The organism is Candidatus Nomurabacteria bacterium, from assembly GCA_023898665.1.
In the GTDB taxonomy this organism is placed as follows: Bacteria; Patescibacteriota; Saccharimonadia; order Saccharimonadales; family HK-STAS-PATE-42; genus HK-STAS-PATE-42.
Genome location: CP060233.1, coordinates 558,430 through 578,757 on the forward strand (window position 1 = coordinate 558,430; position 20,328 = coordinate 578,757).

The following is a 20,328-nucleotide window of genomic DNA, read 5'->3' on the forward strand; positions in this document are numbered from 1 at the left end:
AATGTCATCCCGGCGCATGCCGAATCTATTAATCTTTAATGCTAAACTTAAACTTATGTTTAGTAAAGTTATAAACTACTTTGAGGATTTTGAACAAAAATATAAGTTTAGAATAAACTTCATTGGCTTAATCTCAATATATTTAATATATTGGTTAATCCATCAAGTTAAGCTTAATCTTGATTTAAATTTACCCGAGATTATTAATATTCCTAACTTTATTGGTAATGTTGACTCTACTGTTCTGGCATTAGTTGGAGGATTCATCGTTGGATCTCTTTTAACTAGGACTACTAAGCTTAATAGATCTAATATTTTTAAGTTAAGTATTTTAGCTGGAACTTTAATCGGCTTAGTACAAAATATTTTAATTGAGACTAAGTTTGGAATGAACTTATTGAACCAGCCAAATGTGAGCGACCCACTGGATATTTTATGGGGCACTATTTTTTGCTTGATTGCTTGCTTTGTAAGTTTTAAGGTTGAGAAGGTTTAGACTATTGCCTCAATCCCACTGCTTTTTGGACTTTTAATAGAGTTTGATTAGCAATCTCTCTCATCTGCTCTTCTGATTCCTCTAGTTTTTCTTTAAGCTTAGTTTCATCCACATTTTTATAGGCTTCTTGAAGCTCTGTTAAAGTTTTTTCGACTGCATTGGCGACTCTTTTTTTTGAGTTCGCCATATTGAGTTTGGCCAACAAACTCTTGGTTAATATCTTCTTGAGGTCTTCCTTCAAGTAATGCCAGCAGCACTAGAAGGTTTGTAATGCCTGGCTGATTTACTTTGTCGAAGTTTATTTTTCCTACGCTATCAGTTGTCGCAGACATAATCTTTTTGGCTGCAGCTTTAGGATCATCTGAAAGTAGAATTGTTCCGTTTGGATCTTTTACTGACTTACTCATCTTCTTTTCTGGGTTTGTTAAACTCATAATACGTACTTGCTCTTGTTGTCCCACAAACCTAGCTTGCTCTTGAATTGGGGCTGGGATTACAAAAATTTCACCAAACTTGTTATTAAATCTTTCAGCAATATCTCTCGTTAGCTCAACGTGCTGACGCTGATCGTCGCCAAGCGGCACATAGGTCGGTCCATACAGCAATATGTCGGCCGCCATCAAGACAGGGTAATCAAATAGGCCTACAGAAACAAATTCTGTATCACCTCGCGATGCCTTGTCTTTGAATTCAACCATTCTTGTTAGTACGCCATAGCTAGTTAAGTTGTTCAAGATTACACATAGTTCGGAATGTGCAGGGATTCGACTTTGCCTATAAAGATTAAAGTCCGGATCTTCAATGGGCACTCCCGCGGCTACAAACATCCTGATGTTCTTCATTACTGAGTCATAAAGTTTGGAGTGGTCTATTGGCGTCGTGAATGAATGAAGGTCTGGTAAAAACATTTGAAACTTATATTTTCGGGATAATTTATTCACCATTCTGACCATTGGTTCAATCCCACCTAAATAGTTACCAATGGTTAGCTCGTCATTGGCCCTCAGGCCCGTTAAAACTTTTTGCATGATATTTTTCCTTTTCTTGTTAAATTTGATTATACAGTAGAAGTGCTATTGGCTAGAATGAGGGGAACAGGAGAAAGGCCACTTTTAAGTTTAGACCCGTGTTTGTCACCATCGTTTAATAAACTAGTAATTTGGCTCTGATCAAATACTACAACTGCTGTGCAAGTTCCATCTGGTTTAGAATGCTTCGCCCTAATTAGCTCTCCTACTGCTAGCATTTCAGCAAAAGAGTTCTTTAGTACTCTCTCCGCTAATGTCATGGGGTCAATATTTATTCCTCTCCCAGCTAACCTTCCTCCAGTGCCAGCCCTCTCATACTCCAGAAGTGTCGACAGTCTTCTATCTATGTTTCTTCCATTCACTAGCTCGAAACTTATCTTTACCTTTTCTCTAAGTACTTTGTAAAAATGATCTACTAGCTCCATAAACTCGGACTTGCCACCAGCTTCTGTGAAGAACGTTGAGGTAGTTACTTTAGGATACTTCACCGCTATTCTCTCTTGGGAAGTACAGATAGCTTCCAAAAAGTGCTCAGGGTCTTTTATCTTGCCCTCATGTGTTACCTCTGAGTCTGCCAGCAGTATTTTGATTTCTGCGTCAGGCAGAACATCCGAAATCATATTTATTCTTTGTTGAGTCTTTAAGGGTATATTACCATTCACTTGGTCCGTTATAGTGTCATCTTTATGATGTTGAATATAATCGGGGCAACTTAGCACATAAACCACTATTGCCTCGCCAACACTAGCTGATCTCTCGATTATCTTGGCATGTTTTTGACTTATTGTGTAGCTAGAATCGCCAAAGTAACCTCCCTGAAGGCATTATCGGAACTTCGTAATTATCAATTCTTTCTTTTGTATCTATAAAACTTTCCATATTATTTTCCTTTTCTTATTAAATTTTTTGGATATAAAAAACCTCCGGAGTAAGTAGCGGAGGTTAAAAACGAGTTTTTAGTTAATACGAATTAGAAGCTACTTACCTTAAGCCAAGTAGCACGCCAAGTTCTAACTGATATTAAACTTTTCATAATCTTTATAATATCACTTCATTAAGCTTAAGTCAATGATGGATTTTTTATTTATTTTTATTTAAAGATTTATGTAGATTGGTAAACAGGGGAACTAGAACCATTGTTAAACCTAAAAATAGCATCAATTGTATTTGAGAGTTAAAGCTACCGACAAAGCTGTTATATAAGTTTTCAGCGACTACTCTTAAATTTATATTCTTAAATTGAGATAAAATTAGAGGTCTAAATAACGGGCCAAGCAGTAAACCTAATAAATAGCCTAAAAGAACTATTAAACCTTGTCTCCAAAGTAAATTATTTAATATCTTCTTTTGTTTTATGTGAGGGTAAGCGAGAATTAATACTCCTAATATAAAAGTTATTGGAGCTAGCCACATAAATAGAGTCCCCAGGTTATAAAACTTTGGTAATTTGCTTGTATCAAGTAAAGTAATTTTGTCTGGAACTGAACTGCTTTCAATCTTTTCTGATAAGTTGTTATTATTACTCAGATTAATTAAGTTTGTAGTAGTTTGTTTAATACCTGATAGATCAAATTCAATATTCTGATTATTATTACTTGTAAAAGCTAGTTGAAGTTTTGAAGATACTTTATTTACAGAGTTTTCTACTTGAGATGTTTTTAGTAAGCTCGAAATAAAGTTTGTAGCTCTTTCTTCTGCCAGACTTTTTAAAACTGGTCTTTCTGATAGAGCCTGATCTACAACTTCGCTAGATACTGCTTTTCTGCTAGATTCTGAAAGTAGAGAAGCAGCTGTAATTTCACTAAAGTTATTAGTGTTAAATATTACTCTATTCACCCATAGGGCTGAATTGGCAATTAGCAAGAAGATTACCGCTAAAGAAGTTAGTAAGTAAAACTTTATATTAAGTTTTACATTTTCTTTAGCTTTAGTATCTTTTAAAGCCATACTCTTATGGTATTGTGAGTTATTTCTTTTTTCTTCTGACTATTCTAATTGATTTTCTACCTGCAGATCTGAGGACTTCTACGGCTACTAAATAGTAAGGGAAGCATAGAATTACCAGGAGTGTACTTGAGAGAAGTCCGAAGATTAATGTGACACTTAAGCTTTGCCAGAATGGATCTTGTAGGGCTAAAGGTATTAATGCTACTACACTAGTTATGCTTGTTGTAAGAAGAGGTCTAAAGCGAGCTTGTAGTGCTCGTGCAATAGATTCAATTCTACCGACTCCTTTTCTTCTTTCTTGGTTGGCTAAATCAGTAATCAAGATTGTGTTATTTAGGGCAATTCCGATTAGAGCAAAGAATCCAAGCATTACAAAGAAGCTCGCAGAGTTATTTGTGTAGTAAAGACCCATTCCAACTCCTAAGAAGCTAAATGGTATAGCTAAAAATATAAAAATTGGCTGTAGTAAGCTTTTAAATTGAACAGCAAGTAGTATATACATACCGAGTAGCATGATCGGGAAGGCAATCATCATAGACTTAAATGACTCCTGATTGCTCTCTTCAAATCCAGCATCAGTTACCAAAGCATCTTTTGGTAAACCAAAGTCCTCTGGGTTAATATTATCTTTAACAAATGTTCTTGTTGTTTCGATCAATTCTGTACTCGAGTCAGTATCAAATCCTACGCTCAAAGATGTGTAGCTTTGGCTATCTATCCGCTTAATTATTGTATCAGTATCTGAGACTAAGAATTTAGACACTTTAAACTCTTTACCGCTTAAAGTCATAAAGTCTTCCTGCGATAGCTTAGTCTTTACTTCTGATAGTAGCTCAGATGCAGCCTCTTTATTATCGCTCATTACTCTTATTTCAAGCGGGAAATCTCCGCCTGGTCCACCAGCACCCGAGCTAGAAGCAGTAGCTAATATACCTTGAGATTTTAGACTATTAAATGAATCTTGAAGTCGACTGGCGATTTGAACAGATGTATCCTCTCTTTCATCGAGCTCTGTTAACGTAATAGAAATAGAGGCGTTTTGGTTTGTACCTGTTCCAGAATAAGTGACTTGTTTAATAAATTCTGATTCTTGCGAAATAATGCTATTTACTTCAGATGACTGCTCTATAGCATCCGCAATTGAAGATCCCGGCCTAAACGTTACATTTATAGCTAGCTCTGTACTGTCTTTTTCTTTAGGGAAAATATCAAATCCAGCCTTGCCGAAGTAAGTGCCTCCAACCATGGTGGCCATTAAGCTTAGGAGAATAAATCCGGCGGTAATAAATCCTCCTTTTTTACGATTTCTACCTGCATATCTAATTAAATTTGAGAGTTTTGTAGAGGCGTATTTTTCAAACTTTTGAACTGGATTAAGTCTCGGGGTCTTCTTTGGTTTTGAAAGTAGAAACCCGCTGGCAAAGAAAGGTATCAGACTTAATGAAAGTATTAGTGAAAGAGCTAAAGATATAATAATAGTAATTGGTATAGCTCTTATGAATCCTCCTAGAATACCACTAATAAAGAGCATCGGTACGAAAGCAAATATAGTTGTTAACGTGCCTGCCATTGAGGCTCTAGCAATCTTACCTATAGCTTCTTTTACAACCTCTGATCGATCAGCACTATGATCCTTAAACGAGTCAATTGCTTCAGAGATGATTGTCGCGTCATCTACTATTAATCCTAAAGAAAGTATCAGTGCAAATAGAGATATTACATTTAATGTGACCCCAAATAAATACAGTAGAGTTACTGTAGAAAGTATGACACTTACCATTGTAAGCGCAGTGGCCAATCCAGCTCTCCAACTGACTAAAATAAAGCTTATAAGAGCAACAATTACAAAGCCTTCGAGCATGTTCTCTTGTAAACTAGAGATTTGTGAGCGAACTAGCGGTGCAAAGTCTGCAGAAACAGTTGCTTTAAAATCATTTAAGCTTCCGGAGCTTACATAATCTTCTATAGCTTTAGAAATGTTATCTGAGGCTTCAAGTGCATCTTGTCCTTCTTTAAACTTAACACCTATATTTACGGTATTAAAGAAATCTACTTTGCCAGTCGATTCGTTTTCTACACCTAAAATATCGAAGCTATTTTGAATCTTACTTTCTTGACCAGTTCTTGGATCTAGTGCAGTTTGGAGTTGTGGGATAACTTTTGAGGAAGCAACTCCATCTACCTCTTTAAGCTTAGTCGCAAGACCTTCTGCTGCTTTTGATGTATCTGTGATATCATTATTTTTTTCTGAATAAACTCCTACTAAAAGATTATATTCGTTAGCGAACTTAGAAGCATCGATTGTTTGATACTCAACCTTTACTTGAGTTGGTAGACTAGTTGAATCAATTTTTTCTTTAGTTAATTTAGAGCCCTCTTCTGAGCTAACATCATCCCGATAAGTAACTAATATATTGGCAAAGTTATCTGTAGAGGTGGAAGAGACTTCTTTTATTTGTGGTACACTTTTTAAAACATTGGATATTGGTAGGCTTACCTCGCTATCAACCTTTTCTTTATCACCTACAAAATAATTGGCGTTTACCACACTGATAGGGACTTGAACACTTGGGAATCCTTCTCTTTGAATTAAACCAGTATAAGTAACGAGACCTAGTACTAGCAGTGAAATCCAGGCAAACAAACTAAACCTTTTGTTCTTAAAGAAAAACAGACTAAATTTTTGCAATAGACTTAATTTTCCTTTATTCTCATTCTTTAACTTTTTTTTGAACATAATTAGTTTAGTTTAGTTATTTTTATTACTACTTTAGTATAGCAGGAATAGGCCTGATATCACGTAGCAGAAGAGAATTAGATTTACCTAACCGATTAAAATAATGTCTGGCTGAGCGTCTCGATCTGGAACCTGAGCCAAATCTCATAACTTCTCTGCTTAAAATAGGTGCGTCAAATCGTCTTCAGCGCCAACTGCAAAGCTAAAAATATCTCTGTATGCATTTGAAAGCCGGAGCCGGTCGATCCTTGCTCCAAATTCTTTGCGACGAGACATTCTATCTTTTGGCAACGGACCACGACTTCCGTCTTCAAGCTGTGCAATAGTGGCAACAGAAGCTTCGGCCACTAAATCCAGCATAAATTTGCTACGATCATCTTTGTACCTAACCGCCAATTCAGCAAGTCCTTCGCATGAGAACCTAGTCAACGTTTCAATCGTGTCTTGTCGCACTTTGGTTTCTAAAAATGCAGGTTCACTCGAAATAAAAGTCATAATTTAGCGATTATAATTATTAAAATAAATTATGTCAATATTTAACGGTACTCGATATTTCGGACTCTTGGCTGAGATGGTGGGTCTGGTACACCTTAGCTAAACTTTACGCCTGGAATAGAATCTCCCACGTCAATTTGAAGTCGCAAACTCTCTGATTCATTAAATCGACCTCTGGTTTCTTCATCATTAGCGAGAGTTGTTTCTTGCCAAATCCTGAACGCGGAAATCAGATCAGTGCAGTATGTATCATAAGATAAAACACATTTTCTTTGGTTATCCCCATTGAAATTATTGAAAGTATTTAGATGATTGCCTGTGTATGTGAAGAAAAACTTATCGAGAACATCGCGCGCTCTGTGATTAGATAAGGTATTACTTGCTTCATGAAGTACGGCACATCTGATCGCATACGCATCGCTTCCTGATAGGTGCTTTTGATAAACCTCCGGCATATATTTGTCAAACCAATCCCTATATGGGCGTTTGCTATTTGAAAACTCGATTTTACCGCAAATTTCCGGGATGCAGACAGCCATGAAAAGAGCACCAAAGTAATTCTTTGTTTCAAGAGCATCTTCAATTGATCTAATTATATTGTCCATACGCCAGACTAGAATTTAGAATATGGGTCTGAAATTCTAACGTCGCGTTTGGCTGGGGCGGTAGGGGTCGAACCTACGATCTTCGGTACCAGAAACCGCTGCCGTACCACTTGGCCACGCCCCATTCTGTTTTCGAAACTGTTATAATTTTACCATATGGTATCAAAAGCTTTCCTACGTAAACTACTAGTTACCTCTCTGATTATTCTTCTCTTTTCATCTCTGGCTTATTTTTTAAGATCAGATAAAAAAAATGAAAGTAATAATACTCAACAAGCTCAGCAGAATGAAGATGCTGAAAAAAAGGTTGAAGAGACAAAAAAAACTCAACTTGATATAAAATCTCCTACCAGTCAGTATGTTTTAGTAAACAAAACTTATGCTCTAAATCCGGAAGATTATAAGCCCGGAGATTTAGTAATCCCTAAAGTACAAACTAGCTCAAGTGACTCCAGAGATGAGCAGTCTATTCGAGAAATTATTAGGCCTAGTTTAGAAAAAATGTTGAACGATGCAAAATCAGCTAAGTTAGACTTAGTTATGAATAGTGGCTTTAGGTCTTTTAAATCACAAAGCTTTTACTTTAATAATTATGTAAAACAATATGGTCTAGAAGAAGCTAAAAAATTCTCTGCAGAGCCAGGACACAGCGAGCATCAAACAGGCTTAGCATTTGATTTAAGCTATAAAGATAAAAAATGCTATTTGGAAGTATGTTTTGGTGATACACAAGCAGGAAAATGGCTTGCAGATAATTCTTATAAGTACGGGTTTATTTTGAGATATCCTGACGGCAAAACTGACATTACAGGATATCAATATGAGCCTTGGCACTTTAGATATGTCGGTAAAGATATTGCAAAAGAAATATTTGAAAAGAGAATAACTTACGAGGAGTATTTAAGTTCATTAAGCTTAATAGCTTTGTAGCACTTCGACTTTAGAGTTTGCTAAATATTCTTTTAGTTTATTCTCCTGGTCTGCTTCTGTAGTTTTAAAATCATTCCGCCTATCTATTAGACTCTGTGATCCGTTAAGTATAGTCCATTGAAGGTTTTTTCTTGCTAATAATTTATTCTGAGTAAGACCTACTCCACTTCCCCATATGTAGTGCATGTACGTTGGCAACACTCTGGGAGAAGAGATGGTTATTTTACCATCTTTATCTTTTGATATTTTCATCAGAGCAACGGCGGAGAAAAGTTGGTCTTGCTTTGTTTGAGAATTTAAGCCATTACCAATAGAGTTCCATAAATAAGTAGTCCCACCATCGGTTCTTTTAATCTCTTGATAAGGTTGCCAAACATGAGGACCAGTACCAATTATTATGTCTGCGCCTAAGTTTGCAATCTTTTTGGCGTATTCTTTTTGGGAAGATGTTAGATTATGCGAGTCTTCACTCCCCCAATGGACAGAGACTATTACTACATCAGATTTTTCTCGTAAGTTTTTGACCTGTTGATCAAGTAACCTATAGTCTGAAAGCATATTTACACCAGTCTCACTTGGTGGAAGATTAATGTTATTAAATTCATTAAAAGCAGTAAATCCAATTTTTATGCCATTTTTATCTGTAACCTGTAATTTTTCGGCTTCTTCAACACTCCTGTGCATTCCTGATATAGCAAGGGGATTTAGCTTATCCCAGGCATTAAGTGTGCCTTTAATGCCAGCTAAGCCTTTGTCAGCAGCATGATTATTCGCAGTGGATATCAAGTTGCAGCCGAAGACATTAATGTCTCTTGCAAAGTCTAGAGGTGCATTGAAAGCAGGATAGCCACTAACTGCTAACTCTGCTGAACTTACTGATTCTTGATTACAAAATCTTAGGTCTGCTTTTTTAAAAACTTTTTGCAGTTCTGGTGAAATTAGTTTTAAATAATCATAGCCACCATCAGATTTTCTTGCTGCATTTGTAACAGTTTCGTGAGGCAACATATCACCGACCATAGCTAGATCAACACTTTTATTATCATCAGTTAAATGTGTGCTATCAGAAGGCTTGTCTATAGCTTTAGTATTGTTAGCAGTGTTTTCTTTCGATTGGAGTGCTGAAAGAATTATAGTGGTAACAATTAAAGCTGCGAGTAGGATTGCAGTATTTCTAAGCGTTTTAGGCTTTTTGAGCGTTTTAAGTTTAGTGTGATTAATTGGTATATATTTTTTCATTTATCTAGTGAGTAAACCACAGGAGTTTTGATTTCCTGTGGTTTATTTTAGCTTAAGTTAATGATTGATTAGTAGTTATTACTTCTCTGATCCAACTTTTTTAGCTTTTTTAGTTTTATACTCTTTTGCGTAAATTGCACCACCAGCGATTGCGGCAGCTAGACCAAGTCCGGCGAGCCCACCAACTATACCAGTCTTAGGAATATTAGGTACAACTCCACTTGGCTTAGTAAACTTAATCTTTACAAAACAGCTTGCAGTACTAATGTTGTCTGATCTTACATGAACATAATTTTCTTCAGCTTCGCTATATTTACCATTAGAATCAGGTGTTGGAGTATAAGTTAGAGAACCCTCTTGAGTTACATCATCTGCTTGTGTTACCACACTCTGTCCGTGTAATGGAGCGGTTTCTAGTGTATTAGTACAATATGCAGGAATACTTACAGTACATGGCTTACCAACTTCAGTTGTACATTCAACCGAAACGTCTGGTAATTCAGGTACTTCTTGACCTTCTGCAGCATAGGTCCAGTCTAGCTCCGCTGCTGATGATGAGAAAGCAGCTACAGTACCAGTTGCAACATTATATACTTTTGCCGGACCTACACTTAATAAGTTATTCTTTGGTTCAAAGGATACATAGTTACCATCTGGCGAATAAGCTGGGTCAAATACTGAACCTCCAGTAACTGTGTTAGGTATAACGGTTGTGAAAGCAGTGCTAGAGTTATCTGCAAGTGCAGTACCGATTGTGAATGACCCACCTTCGGTCATCCTAACAAAGATTACTTTTGAACCGTCTGGAGAGAATTGAGGATCATACTCCCCACGTATTTTATCTGCTCCATCAGAAGCATTCCAACTGGCTCCATCGAGTTCAACATCACTCCCGCTTTCAAGTGCATCATTACTTGAGTTAATCTCAGCGGTATGGATGTTTGAGTTAATTGTCGGAGTGCTTTGTGTATCTGCTACTGTAAATACTATTTGTTTTGATCCAGAAATTGGCGACCATTGTGGATCAAAGGCTTGACGCCCAGAGGTTGTATATCCAGATGTTAATTGTGTTTGGTTGGCTCCATCAGCAGCATCCATTATAAATATGTTAGAAGCACTACCGACTTGTCTAGCAAATAGTAAGTAGTCACCATCTGGCGACCAAGAAGGGTCTGTACCACCTGACTCTTGTGAGCCAGAAGTTAATGCAGTAGGTGTTTGATTAGGAGTTTCTGAATCTAGCAAGTAGATGTGAGTCTGGCCGTTCTTAGCCATTACAAATGCGACTTTGGTATGGTTCGGGTTCCATACTGGGTCTCCGACTATCGCTGCATCTGGATCATTAAATAGTGTTATTGGTGAACTACCATCTGGAAGAGTCGTCATAATAGTCTTACCACTAGCTGTTGAGAAAACAATCCTACCATTAGTTACAGGATCCGGCCCTTTAAAGACAGCGTTGGTTTTTGTAACGAGTAAAGCGGACACGCTAAGTATTAGCGTAGCCAATCCTACTGTTAAGATTTTCTTGAAATTCTTTTGAGCCATATTTTTTATTATCTTGCTTTAAATAGTTTGCTTTAATACCAGATTAACAGTAAACATTAGCGTAATGCAAGTATTTTGATGGTTTATATTGTAATAACTACGCTACTTAATGATATTTGCTAGGTAAAAGTAGCCCATTAATTACGGAGCTACTAATATATCTTTGAATATACTTTTCTTTATAGCTAAAGATCTACCACTACACTCTCCTCTACTATTTTGTCATGAGAGTCGTTATGCGAATTTATGTTATTAACTGCCGTATTATTTGAGTTAATATTTAGTGAGTTATCTGGGTTTAAATTAATAGTATTACCAGAGTTAACTGTATTGTTATTATTGTTATTACTATTAGTCTGGTTGTAAGATCCAAGATTAAAGCTATCGACTATATTAGTAACATTCTTAGTGCTAACAACATTTTTAACTTTAGTTTTAGTATTTGTATTGTTATTAGTTACATTAGTCTCAGAAACGTTATTGCTTACTGTAGATGAACTATTGTTTGTAATATTAAATGAGTTAGCGACTGAAGCCCAGCTATGAGGAGCGTGACTGTGAGCAGATGAATAAGATGTAGGTCTACTACTCTGAGTTGAACTGAGTACTACTGGCGCACCCGGGCAAACCCCCGTATTTAGTGATGAGCTTTGATTTACTGGTGCGTTTGTATTTACATCTGCGATGGCACCAGCGATCTCACCCTTCATTAGTGTCATCACTAGTAATGTTGAGGCAACTATTGCCGCTACAATAGCTCCGAACATAGCTAGAACTATGACCATAAGTTGGTTCTGTTGGTATTGCACGTCTGTTTTTATATTAGACATAATATATACTCTCCTATTATTTAGTTATCTCCAGGAATACCCTCCCAATGTAGTCAACTAACTTCATTACTTCCTATAATTTTGGAGTATATGTCTCTATTATCACTATTTACAATGAATGTTGTTTATTGTATTGTGCTTATGTTCGTCTTAATGTTATATTTAAAATATGTTATCAAAAAAATTAAAGTTAGTTTCAAGCGGTACTGTACATAAGGTCCCACCAGACCTTAAAGAAACGCTGATTAATAATCCTAAAGCATTGGAGGTATGGGAAGATATAACTCCTCTAGCTCGTAATGAGTGGATATGCTTAGTTACATCTGGTAAACAGGTAGAGACTCGTATTAGAAGACTCGAGAGAACTCGCTCTCAGCTAAATAAAGGTCAACGTAGACCGTGCTGCTGGGCTGGATGTCCTCATCGTAGTAAATAGTAAAATTAAGGTCTTAGGGTTCCAGCAAAAACCTGCCAAGCTAGTAATGATTTTGCCACTAAGCTTAAGATAATATAAGCTCGCTCACCATATAAATAGTTTTTCCATGGCCCTATTTTTTTATACTGAAGAACCATATTGACCGCAAAACAGTTAAAGAAGAGGAAGATCGAAACGAAGATCCAATAAACAAAAGCTGGGGCTTTGCTTCCATCTGATGCGCCAAGAGCCAAGTAGAGGGCGATTACCACCCAAGGAATTGCTCCGGCTATACAGCCGACATAATAACTAAGCCAATTTGTTTTTTGTGTAGTCTGGTTATGGACTTCCATAACTAATCCACATAAGTTCATAACAGCAGTTAAGCCAAAGAGCATAATTAGGCTACCGAGGTCGTAGATTCCTACAAGTAAACTTATTGCGACGATCATAATACTCGCAGAAAAAGAGTATTCTATCCATCTAACCTTATTTATCCCTTTGTTTAAATCATGTTGGTATTTATCCTTATAAACAGTAGCTATAAAAAGATGCGCTAGTGATGATAAAACAAAAAATGAAAAAATTAGAGCAGGGAGAGATAAGTTAAATAATACTTTGCTTGCAGGATCTAGATTTTGGGTACTTTCGTTAAACTTTAAGAAACTTCCACTAATCGGTAGAGAAAAACTTTTACTTAATACTAAGATCAAACCAGCCTGCACAGCATGCAGTAATGACATAATTGCATTAAATCTGACTAATCTTTGGGTGGTGACTTTTTTCATACTTCTTTTTTTAGTTAAAGTTTTAATACCCTACTTTAATATATCGATAAGCTATAGCTATGATGATAACACAATGTTGAATAAACCTTTATTTAAAAACAATATTTGTAGAATAGACTTATTGTAGAGTAAATTAATACATGAATATATTAATTTGATATCAACTTCATGATTATGAAAAAAGAATACAGAGTAAAAATTGCGCTATTTTCAATTATATTATTAATCCTCAATTTAGTACTTATACCTAAAAAAACTAACGCTGTAACCGAGCAAAAAATTTTATACGTTGGTGTTAACAAAGAAAGTCAGAATAAGGCGGCCGTTTTTACGATGAATAAAGACGGCAGTGATAAAAAAGATTTAACCGGAATTGATGGTCCAAGCGCAGCGAGCTTCCCGCTTTGGTCTCCAGACGGTAGCAAAATAGCATATCTTGATTTTAGTGACCTAGGGACTAGGCTTATGGTTATGGATCGTGAAGGTTCGAATAAAGTTGTAGCAAGTGGAGAAGGAGTATTAAGTTCTGATGAACCAATAATATCTCATTTTACCTGGAATAAGGACTCCTCAAAAATATTTTTTAGTAGCGTAAATGCAAATTATCTCAATCAATCTAGCCCTACGCTATCAGAAGGAGCAGTTAAGGTTTTTTCTACAGGCACGGATGGTTCTAACCCAACGCAAATAGCGTACTATGAGCCTAGTTCAACTAGCGAGTATTTAAGAGCCAGAGTTGAGTATGATAATAAGCATAACAAATTAGTAGTTACACTCGTAAGTTCAAGTAGAGCTTATGGAGGAGGAGGAAGGTACTCTAGTTGGGAAAGCATATCTATAAACCCAGATGGGTCAGGAATCCCTCAACAGTTAGTTAGTGGCACAGATGGAGATATTATTAGTTTTAGTGCTTCTCCTAGTGGCAGTAAAATTCTATACAGTCAAGAAAAATATATAGGCGATGGCGTTAGTAGTCCAACAGTAAATGACTTTCAATACCCATTAGCTATACTGGACACAGATACTTTGAATGTTAGTACAATACCTGGCAATTATGCTCTATGGATATATGGATCTTTACCTTGGGCTCAGTCAGAAGATAAAATTTTTACTTCCACTGCTCAGTTTGGCGGTCCATATACTGATCAAAAAGTGCTAAGTTTAGATGGTACAGCATTAAATAACATATCATTACCTGGAACAAGGAACTATCCTACAGGACAGTTTGTTGATAATGATAAAAGATTACTTTTATCTGTAATAACCGACTCTAATGCTAGTAACCCCAACGATGCTTATATTGCGTTATACGATATTAACTCTGGTCAAGTTGCAGATTTAAGTAGTGGAGGCGATATCGGAGAATACTATGCAAGCATATCATCTCTGGAGCTTGGTAGCTCAAGTCCAGAGCCTGTCTTTACTGACCCGCCAAAGCCGCCAAAGACCGGAATACTAAGTTGGGTAGGACTTGCTCTTATAGTTTCTCTTAGTTTACTTACTCTGAGCGGTCACACAATTGCCAGAAGGATATCTAGACGAATACACAATACTAGTGAGCGGTAGCGAAACTCCACTAGATCATTCATGACAACTTATTTCTTATCTGGTGTTAGCGAATATACTCAGGTCCGCCTCTTTATTCTGACCAAGCTTTGAGTAGTAGTCATACTCAACCTTTACTTGATAACCTTTATGTTTACTGTTTCTGTTTGCGGATACACTACACCCTATCCCAAAGGCTGGGGCTTGTGAACAGGAATTGATTGATACATAACCGTAGCCCAACTCCTTAAGTTTTTTAGCAAGATCTTCAGGTCTAGATATTGGTGACACCTCCGCATTTATATATGAACACACGTCAAAACAGTTACCTGGGTGGTATGATGTATCGATTACAGTGTTCTGTGGTGTGATCTCATACAATGCTACCTTAAGGTCAGATTCAGATGCTGATGAAGATGTAAACCAAATAGCAAGTGCGGTAAGCACGGATAGTGTTAAGAGTACGAAGATAAAAAGTTTTGTTTTTTTGGATATATTTTTCATAAAGATATTGTAACATTTCTATACGTATTGAAACACCTGCAATAAATGGATCACAGTTTAAGCTTGGCTCCGCATATAAGGACAGGTCTTAAGATCATATAATACTATTTTATCTTTATAATATTTGCAAAAATCATCAGCTCTATATGATAAAGTTGTATTAAGGTAACCTAAGAAAATATATGAGTAGTACTAACGCTTTTAAAAAAATACTCATTTTTTTGGTAGTACTTATAGCCTACGTCACCTTTCATGCCCTCAACTCGTTTGCTAACGCTCCAGTAATTACTTACAATATCGCCAGCGGTGATGATGTTGTTCAGGTAAACGGCAACTGCTCACTAACTGAAGCAATTCAGAATGTGAATACAAGCTCTTATACTTCTGCTCCGAATGCAGACTGCCCCCATAGAGGATTGAATCAAGTCATTGTATTTGTACTACCTTCTGGAACTATAACCTTAAACCAGTCCCTTCCGATAATAAAAGCTCCTGTAAGTATACTGGGTCAGGGAGCTCAAAATTCAATAATTAACGGTTCAGGTCTATCGACTTCAATAGTTGTTCAGGATGACGAAAACCAAGGCCAAGCACTAAATTATAAAGATTTTAGTGTTAAAAATATTCAAATTGAGCCAAACCAAGTCTTTGATGGTTGTCTTTTTATTCTAAAAAAATATGCTACAGCGATAAACTTTGAAAATCTAGCCTTTGAAGATTGCGGAGGAAACAGTCTTGGTCTCGCCGCATTGCCAGGCTACACAAACTTTTCTACACGCATCAATAATATAAAGGTATCCTCTCCGAATGGTGATCTAGAGCCTAGTTTAGATTCTGGGATATTTGTCTATGGAGCTTATAATATTGAAATTAGTAACGTATCTGTAACTGATAAACCAATTGGTATCTTTATATGGGGCACAGGCTTATTGAGTAATGCCGAATCGAACATACAAATAACTAATACAACTCTTTATAAAAATATAGTTGGACTTACTGCATATTCAGAAAATAACGAATACGGCAGTTCGAATCAAAGCCTTTCGATGATTAACAATACAATCTACAGTAATTTTGGCTATGGGTTAGGCTTTGGGGCAAACTCGAATACCTCTCCGAATGGTGGCGACCAATTAGAAGTTGACCTTATTAATAATATTATTGCCGGTAACAAACTAGAATATAATGAAGCCAATCAACCAACATTTAATAATTGTGTTATAGGTAATGTGCTTCAAGGAGATTCTCAAGGTGAGGTGAACGTAACTTCTGGAGGTAACAATCTAACTGAATCAAACTGCCTATCGGTCCTTTCTGCAAATAACAATGACGTGATATACCCTGATTTAGATAGTTCCGGACCATTAACAGTCACTAAAATGAGTGAAACTTTTGGTCTCTTTGGTAATTATGGTGGCCTAGTTGATACTCTACCTATTACTTCAAGCTCTAGAGCTTTAGACGCAGGTAGGCCAATAGATAACGTCCAGTATGATGCCAGGGGCCTTCCCAGGGTTGTTGGAAGTGCAATTGACATTGGAGCCTTTGAGTTAGGTGAAGGTGAGGTAATTCAACCCGACCCCGATCCGCCCATACCAAACCCAATAGACCCAATCTTAGAGGTAAAAACACTTCCTTTGGTGGCTCGAACTGGAGTAATCTTTTCTACTATAATTATTCTCACCACACTCTTAGGTTTATCTTTTCTTTCGCTCAAGTATCTTATTAAGAAGAGGGGCGGTTCACTTAGTGAGAAATAGGAGGAGATTAAAAGTTATAGATCTATCCGAAGGTATGTTTATCATAGATACACTAAGGAGAAAGATGCCAAATGCCCGGAGAAGTATATAGGAGAACCTTAGCTAACTGGAGCAAAATAACAGAGTCCTAAGATTACTACTTGCCAACACTACGTTAAAGAAAAAAGCAAATCCAGTAACATTGATGCTTACTAGATAACTTTTAAAATATATGCTCTTGGGTCTCGCTAGTCGACGTACTTCGCAACTATACCATTGAATCTGGATCGATGCCGTTGTCTTCTAGCCATACCCTGTCTGCTGCTTGAGTTATCGCGATATCTACGTCTTGTGGATCAAACACTAACCTTTGGGCGAGCTCTCTTGCCTTTGTGATTTTTTCATGAGTTTCTGCGATAAGTTCTGGTGAGGGGTTTGGAACTACTTTGGATTCCATATTCATTCTTGGATCAGCTGGTGTGTAGATTTCCACCAATCTACCTTCACTATCGAATGAATAATGAGATGATCCGCCAGTAGGTGGTTTTTCAATATGATTATAATGAGAATCTTTACTCATATCGATATTGTAAAATATTATAAATTATTTTGCAATGATTGACTCAGCGTGCAGGTCACGGACTTATGGATTTGAAGCTGACGCAACTATTGACGGCGAACAAGAAACAGTACAAGCAACAAGGTAAACCCAGGGATCAGTACTCCCCAGAAAATTTTCTTTGGTAGCCTGGTTTGGTATATAGCTAACAGTATTCCATATACCGATACCGTGGTGCCTATCCCAAGCATTGCCAACCCAGCCCAGTTTGCTACACTAGTGCTTAAACTCGTCTGGCAATTTTCGATACAAAACCCTACCATAAACAGAGGTAATCCAAAGAAAACTATTAAGGGGCCTATGATAAGTAGCATCTTATTAATCGGACTAATGCTCATAAATTTATAATGATTTATAATACTTAAGTTTACTCGCCTTGTTCTTCAATAGAACATGCCATTAGTATAGCAAAATCCAGTAGCGTGAATGCTTACTGGACTTCTTGTCACATATCTTGTATTGGCTCCGGGGGCGAGGCTCGAACTCGCGACCAATTGGTTAACAGCCAACTGCTCTACCACTGAGCTACCCCGGATTACCTAATCTTATTTTAACACTTTTTTGTCACCTGGGGAAGATGGTTTGTATTTAAACTTCTTTAATATCTCTTTATAGCACTCGACACATATATGGAGTTTAAGAGTTCTACTTTCTTCATCTGGAGGACTAAATAAAATTGCTCCAAACTTAGTTAACTCTTCTCCGCACGTGTCACACTCGGGCCGTATTGCCATAATAATATTAATTAATGATTATCTGTTAAAATTAAGAATATCATATGAACCTGACTTTTACAGAAATTATTATTGCCGTAGGTGTCCTTGCTTTTTCTATTAGCATTCATGAGAGCGTGCACAGTATTGTTGCTTACTTTTTGGGTGATAGGACATCTCATAGCATGGGAAGATTTAGTCTAAATCCTATACATCATATAGATCCATTAACAACAGTAGCCCTTCCTTTGATTCTGATGATTGCAGGGGCTCCACCTTTTGCCGCCGCTAAGCCTGTACCTATTAACACTCATAGTTTAAAAGGTGCAGAATGGGGTATGGCTCTTGTTGGACTTGCGGGACCACTTTCTAACTTGATATTAGCTTTTGTAAGTAGTTTTATCTTAAATACTACTCAGCCAGTTGCAGGAACGCAGCAAACTATTTTAGTATTTTTAGTAAGTATTAACATAGGTTTGGCGGTATTCAATATGATCCCTTTTCCTCCACTTGATGGATCAAGAGTTTTATATGCAATAGCTCCCGATTTTTTAAGGGATATCATGCTAAAGATCGAACAGTTTGGCTTTAGTGCAATCTTGTTATTTATGTTTGTTTTTTACCCTCTGATTAGCTCGTACCTTCTTTCAATAAATAGATGGATACTAGACTTATTCTTATAGAACTAGGACAAAGGACTTTTAAGGTTTGTTACTTCTTTTTAGTATCTTTACTTTTGTTTGATTGGTAAACTGATGTATTAAAAGTTCTTACCATAATAAACAATACCAGCAAAATAACAAAGAAGTTGATCGTCCCAGTTACAAATTGTCCCGGCATAAATTGAATACCGCCTATTTCTGTAACTTTGCTTTCTAATGCCCCTACTCCGCCCATTAATTTATCGAGTACCGGTGTGATAAAAGCCATTATAAAGTTTTCGATAAAATCTTTTAATGCAAAACCAACCACTAACCCTATTGCTATTACTAAAACTTCTTTTTGCCCAATTGGTTTTCTTAGATCTGCCATAGTTATTTCTCCTTAAGCTTACTTATATGTCTTAATAATAAACTTAAGCTTAATGACAGTCAAGAAATATACGTAACTAGAGACAAAGTTTTACTGGAAAATTAATTATTAGTGGGCAGTTACTTGTAGAGCGTCAATCTCTACAGGAGTTTCACGACCGAACATATTGACCATGACTTTTAGTTTGCCTTTTTGACTGTCAATTTCTGATATAGCACCGTCAAAGCCTTTAAATGGACCATCGTTAATACTAATTACATCTCCAACTTTGAATTCAACCTTATGCTCGGCAACATCAGCATCCATACGTTTAGTAATTCTTGCGACCTCTTCATCAGAAACTGGTTGAGGATCTTGACCACTTACAGCCGAGGCAAATCCTGTCACTCCTGGAGTGTTGCGCACGGCAAACCAAGTTTCTTCTGTCATAACCATCTGTACAAAGACGTAACCAGGGAAGATTCGTTTGTTAACTACTCTTTTTTTACCATTTTTTACTTCTACTTGTTTTTCTTTTGGAACTAAAGTTTGGAAGATTTTATCAGCTAAGTCTAAGCTATCGGCTCTTTGTTTTAAGGCTTCGGCAACTTTTTCTTCGTGTCCGACATGGACGTTAATGATGTACCAGTTTTTTGTAGGTTGTAGAATGCTCATAATTTGTCTTTTATATACTTTAATTATCTTTATACTTATTTCTTACTAATCATTTAAGAATAGTTTCTTAAATGCTTCGCTAAAGAGGCTATCTAGCCCAAATAAAAACAGGGCCATAATTACGCTAAACAAAAAAACTGTGCCTGTTAACTTCCAGGCTGTTTTTCTGTCTGGCCAAGTTACTCTTTTGAGTTCTATGTACGAATCTCTGACATATCTAAAAAACCATTTGATAGGAGCAAATGGATTTATCCTCTTACCTAACAATCCTTTTTTCGGAGTAGGAGTATAAACTTCTACTGCCCCAACTTGAGATGCTTTTTTAGAGGCTTTGTTGACAGCTTTAACTACTTTACTCTCAGGACGTAAGTTTTCTTCTATTGAGCTTTTTTCACTCTTTTTATCTGAGCTTAAAAAAGCTGGTTTTTTTGGTTTTAGATTCATAAAAATTCTAACTTTTTGTC

General features: G+C 36.6%; 22 protein-coding genes and 2 tRNA genes. 6 read left to right on the forward strand and 18 right to left on the reverse strand.

The annotated features are described in order from the left end of the window. The first annotated feature begins 55 nt into the window (after positions 1-55). On the forward strand, positions 56-496 hold the full coding sequence (locus H6799_03090; protein USN97331.1) for a hypothetical protein: 441 nt from the start codon (positions 56-58) through the stop codon (positions 494-496). Positions 497-612: 116 nt separating this feature from the next. On the opposite strand, the gene trpS is transcribed toward H6799_03090, so the two are convergent. The 7 genes from trpS to H6799_03125 all read right to left on the reverse strand — a co-directional run bounded on the left by trpS (position 613) and on the right by H6799_03125 (position 7,432). Further along, positions 613-1,524, reverse strand: a complete 912-nt coding sequence (trpS, locus tag H6799_03095; protein ID USN97332.1) for a tryptophan--tRNA ligase — start codon at positions 1,522-1,524, stop codon at positions 613-615. Between the two features lie 29 nt (positions 1,525-1,553). Beyond that, positions 1,554-2,144, reverse strand: a complete 591-nt coding sequence (locus H6799_03100; GenBank protein USN97333.1) for a hypothetical protein — start codon at positions 2,142-2,144, stop codon at positions 1,554-1,556. A gap of 460 nt (positions 2,145-2,604) precedes the next feature. Next, entirely contained in the window at positions 2,605-3,471 is an 867-nt protein-coding gene (locus tag H6799_03105; GenBank protein ID USN97334.1) for a hypothetical protein, read from the reverse strand. Between the two features lie 19 nt (positions 3,472-3,490). Further along, on the reverse strand, positions 3,491-6,208 hold the full coding sequence (locus H6799_03110) for an efflux RND transporter permease subunit (GenBank protein USN97335.1): 2,718 nt from the start codon (positions 6,206-6,208) through the stop codon (positions 3,491-3,493). A gap of 159 nt (positions 6,209-6,367) precedes the next feature. Beyond that, positions 6,368-6,661 (reverse strand): hypothetical protein, encoded by a 294-nt coding sequence (locus H6799_03115; GenBank protein USN97336.1) that lies wholly within the window; start codon positions 6,659-6,661, stop codon positions 6,368-6,370. Between the two features lie 137 nt (positions 6,662-6,798). Further along, a complete protein-coding gene (locus tag H6799_03120; GenBank protein USN97337.1) occupies positions 6,799-7,158 on the reverse strand; it encodes a hypothetical protein in 360 nt (119 codons plus the stop codon). A gap of 199 nt (positions 7,159-7,357) precedes the next feature. Next, positions 7,358-7,432, reverse strand: a tRNA-Gln gene (locus H6799_03125). 32 nt (positions 7,433-7,464) lie between these two features. Between H6799_03125 and H6799_03130 the strand changes: the two genes are divergently transcribed. Then, positions 7,465-8,238 carry a M15 family metallopeptidase gene (locus tag H6799_03130; protein USN97338.1) on the forward strand — a complete coding sequence of 258 codons (774 nt, stop codon included), beginning with the start codon at positions 7,465-7,467 and terminating at the stop codon, positions 8,236-8,238. Here the strand turns inward: H6799_03130 and H6799_03135 are convergent. From H6799_03135 to H6799_03145, 3 genes are all read right to left on the reverse strand, one after another. Further along, positions 8,224-9,477, reverse strand: a complete 1,254-nt coding sequence (locus tag H6799_03135; protein USN97339.1) for a CapA family protein — start codon at positions 9,475-9,477, stop codon at positions 8,224-8,226. The genes H6799_03130 and H6799_03135 overlap by 15 nt on opposite strands. A gap of 78 nt (positions 9,478-9,555) precedes the next feature. Continuing rightward, a complete protein-coding gene (locus tag H6799_03140) occupies positions 9,556-11,025 on the reverse strand; it encodes a PD40 domain-containing protein (protein USN97340.1) in 1,470 nt (489 codons plus the stop codon). 185 nt (positions 11,026-11,210) lie between these two features. Next, a complete protein-coding gene (locus H6799_03145) occupies positions 11,211-11,855 on the reverse strand; it encodes a hypothetical protein (protein ID USN97341.1) in 645 nt (214 codons plus the stop codon). 169 nt (positions 11,856-12,024) lie between these two features. On the opposite strand from H6799_03145, the gene H6799_03150 reads away from it, so the two are divergent. Beyond that, positions 12,025-12,291 carry a YdeI/OmpD-associated family protein gene (locus tag H6799_03150; GenBank protein USN97342.1) on the forward strand — a complete coding sequence of 89 codons (267 nt, stop codon included), beginning with the start codon at positions 12,025-12,027 and terminating at the stop codon, positions 12,289-12,291. A 5-nt stretch (positions 12,292-12,296) separates the two neighbouring features. Here H6799_03150 and heR read toward each other — a convergent pair whose 3' ends face one another. Beyond that, positions 12,297-13,058: a heliorhodopsin HeR gene (gene heR, locus H6799_03155; GenBank protein ID USN97343.1), complete on the reverse strand. Its 762-nt coding sequence runs from the start codon at positions 13,056-13,058 to the stop codon at positions 12,297-12,299. Positions 13,059-13,232: 174 nt separating this feature from the next. Between heR and H6799_03160 the strand changes: the two genes are divergently transcribed. After that, positions 13,233-14,624, forward strand: coding sequence for a PD40 domain-containing protein (locus tag H6799_03160; protein ID USN97344.1), 1,392 nt, complete (start codon positions 13,233-13,235; stop codon positions 14,622-14,624). A gap of 36 nt (positions 14,625-14,660) precedes the next feature. Here the strand turns inward: H6799_03160 and H6799_03165 are convergent, their stop codons facing one another. Continuing rightward, positions 14,661-15,107, reverse strand: a complete 447-nt coding sequence (locus H6799_03165) for a hypothetical protein (GenBank protein USN97345.1) — start codon at positions 15,105-15,107, stop codon at positions 14,661-14,663. Positions 15,108-15,289: 182 nt separating this feature from the next. Here H6799_03165 and H6799_03170 point away from each other — a divergent pair, with 182 nt between their 5' ends. After that, the gene (locus H6799_03170) at positions 15,290-16,867 is read left to right on the forward strand and encodes a right-handed parallel beta-helix repeat-containing protein (GenBank protein USN97346.1); all 1,578 of its coding nucleotides are present in this window, start codon (positions 15,290-15,292) and stop codon (positions 16,865-16,867) included. Positions 16,868-17,114: 247 nt separating this feature from the next. Here H6799_03170 and H6799_03175 read toward each other — a convergent pair whose 3' ends face one another. The 3 genes from H6799_03175 to H6799_03185 all read right to left on the reverse strand — a co-directional run bounded on the left by H6799_03175 (position 17,115) and on the right by H6799_03185 (position 18,199). Next, on the reverse strand, positions 17,115-17,426 hold the full coding sequence (locus H6799_03175; GenBank protein USN97347.1) for a hypothetical protein: 312 nt from the start codon (positions 17,424-17,426) through the stop codon (positions 17,115-17,117). Positions 17,427-17,925: 499 nt separating this feature from the next. Next, positions 17,926-18,000, reverse strand: a tRNA-Asn gene (locus tag H6799_03180). A 10-nt stretch (positions 18,001-18,010) separates the two neighbouring features. Then, entirely contained in the window at positions 18,011-18,199 is a 189-nt protein-coding gene (locus H6799_03185; GenBank protein USN97348.1) for a hypothetical protein, read from the reverse strand. A 44-nt stretch (positions 18,200-18,243) separates the two neighbouring features. Between H6799_03185 and H6799_03190 the strand changes: the two genes are divergently transcribed. Beyond that, positions 18,244-18,861 carry a site-2 protease family protein gene (locus tag H6799_03190; protein ID USN97349.1) on the forward strand — a complete coding sequence of 206 codons (618 nt, stop codon included), beginning with the start codon at positions 18,244-18,246 and terminating at the stop codon, positions 18,859-18,861. A 28-nt stretch (positions 18,862-18,889) separates the two neighbouring features. Here the strand turns inward: H6799_03190 and H6799_03195 are convergent, their stop codons facing one another. The 3 genes from H6799_03195 to secE all read right to left on the reverse strand — a co-directional run bounded on the left by H6799_03195 (position 18,890) and on the right by secE (position 20,308). Further along, the gene (locus H6799_03195) at positions 18,890-19,210 is read right to left on the reverse strand and encodes an MscL family protein (protein USN97350.1); all 321 of its coding nucleotides are present in this window, start codon (positions 19,208-19,210) and stop codon (positions 18,890-18,892) included. 108 nt (positions 19,211-19,318) lie between these two features. Next, positions 19,319-19,864, reverse strand: a complete 546-nt coding sequence (nusG, locus tag H6799_03200; protein ID USN97351.1) for a transcription termination/antitermination factor NusG — start codon at positions 19,862-19,864, stop codon at positions 19,319-19,321. Between the two features lie 45 nt (positions 19,865-19,909). Continuing rightward, the gene (secE, locus tag H6799_03205) at positions 19,910-20,308 is read right to left on the reverse strand and encodes a preprotein translocase subunit SecE (protein ID USN97352.1); all 399 of its coding nucleotides are present in this window, start codon (positions 20,306-20,308) and stop codon (positions 19,910-19,912) included. Positions 20,309-20,328 lie beyond the last annotated feature (20 nt).

What these genes read in the sequence shown, in the direction of transcription:
- H6799_03090 (USN97331.1), top strand. Translation starts at nt 56, where the DNA reads ATGTTTAGTAAAGTTATAAACTACTTTGAGGATTTTGAACAAAAATAT.
- trpS (USN97332.1), bottom strand. Translation starts at nt 1,524, where the DNA reads ATGCAAAAAGTTTTAACGGGCCTGAGGGCCAATGACGAGCTAACCATT.
- H6799_03100 (USN97333.1), bottom strand. Translation starts at nt 2,144, where the DNA reads ATGATTTCGGATGTTCTGCCTGACGCAGAAATCAAAATACTGCTGGCA.
- H6799_03105 (USN97334.1), bottom strand. Translation starts at nt 3,471, where the DNA reads ATGGCTTTAAAAGATACTAAAGCTAAAGAAAATGTAAAACTTAATATA.
- H6799_03110 (USN97335.1), bottom strand. Translation starts at nt 6,208, where the DNA reads ATGTTCAAAAAAAAGTTAAAGAATGAGAATAAAGGAAAATTAAGTCTA.
- H6799_03120 (USN97337.1), bottom strand. Translation starts at nt 7,158, where the DNA reads ATGCCGGAGGTTTATCAAAAGCACCTATCAGGAAGCGATGCGTATGCG.
- H6799_03130 (USN97338.1), top strand. Translation starts at nt 7,465, where the DNA reads ATGGTATCAAAAGCTTTCCTACGTAAACTACTAGTTACCTCTCTGATT.
- H6799_03135 (USN97339.1), bottom strand. Translation starts at nt 9,477, where the DNA reads ATGAAAAAATATATACCAATTAATCACACTAAACTTAAAACGCTCAAA.
- H6799_03140 (USN97340.1), bottom strand. Translation starts at nt 11,025, where the DNA reads ATGGCTCAAAAGAATTTCAAGAAAATCTTAACAGTAGGATTGGCTACG.
- H6799_03145 (USN97341.1), bottom strand. Translation starts at nt 11,855, where the DNA reads ATGTCTAATATAAAAACAGACGTGCAATACCAACAGAACCAACTTATG.
- H6799_03150 (USN97342.1), top strand. Translation starts at nt 12,025, where the DNA reads ATGTTATCAAAAAAATTAAAGTTAGTTTCAAGCGGTACTGTACATAAG.
- heR (USN97343.1), bottom strand. Translation starts at nt 13,058, where the DNA reads ATGAAAAAAGTCACCACCCAAAGATTAGTCAGATTTAATGCAATTATG.
- H6799_03160 (USN97344.1), top strand. Translation starts at nt 13,233, where the DNA reads ATGAAAAAAGAATACAGAGTAAAAATTGCGCTATTTTCAATTATATTA.
- H6799_03165 (USN97345.1), bottom strand. Translation starts at nt 15,107, where the DNA reads ATGAAAAATATATCCAAAAAAACAAAACTTTTTATCTTCGTACTCTTA.
- H6799_03170 (USN97346.1), top strand. Translation starts at nt 15,290, where the DNA reads ATGAGTAGTACTAACGCTTTTAAAAAAATACTCATTTTTTTGGTAGTA.
- H6799_03175 (USN97347.1), bottom strand. Translation starts at nt 17,426, where the DNA reads ATGAGTAAAGATTCTCATTATAATCATATTGAAAAACCACCTACTGGC.
- H6799_03185 (USN97348.1), bottom strand. Translation starts at nt 18,199, where the DNA reads ATGGCAATACGGCCCGAGTGTGACACGTGCGGAGAAGAGTTAACTAAG.
- H6799_03190 (USN97349.1), top strand. Translation starts at nt 18,244, where the DNA reads ATGAACCTGACTTTTACAGAAATTATTATTGCCGTAGGTGTCCTTGCT.
- H6799_03195 (USN97350.1), bottom strand. Translation starts at nt 19,210, where the DNA reads ATGGCAGATCTAAGAAAACCAATTGGGCAAAAAGAAGTTTTAGTAATA.
- nusG (USN97351.1), bottom strand. Translation starts at nt 19,864, where the DNA reads ATGAGCATTCTACAACCTACAAAAAACTGGTACATCATTAACGTCCAT.
- secE (USN97352.1), bottom strand. Translation starts at nt 20,308, where the DNA reads ATGAATCTAAAACCAAAAAAACCAGCTTTTTTAAGCTCAGATAAAAAG.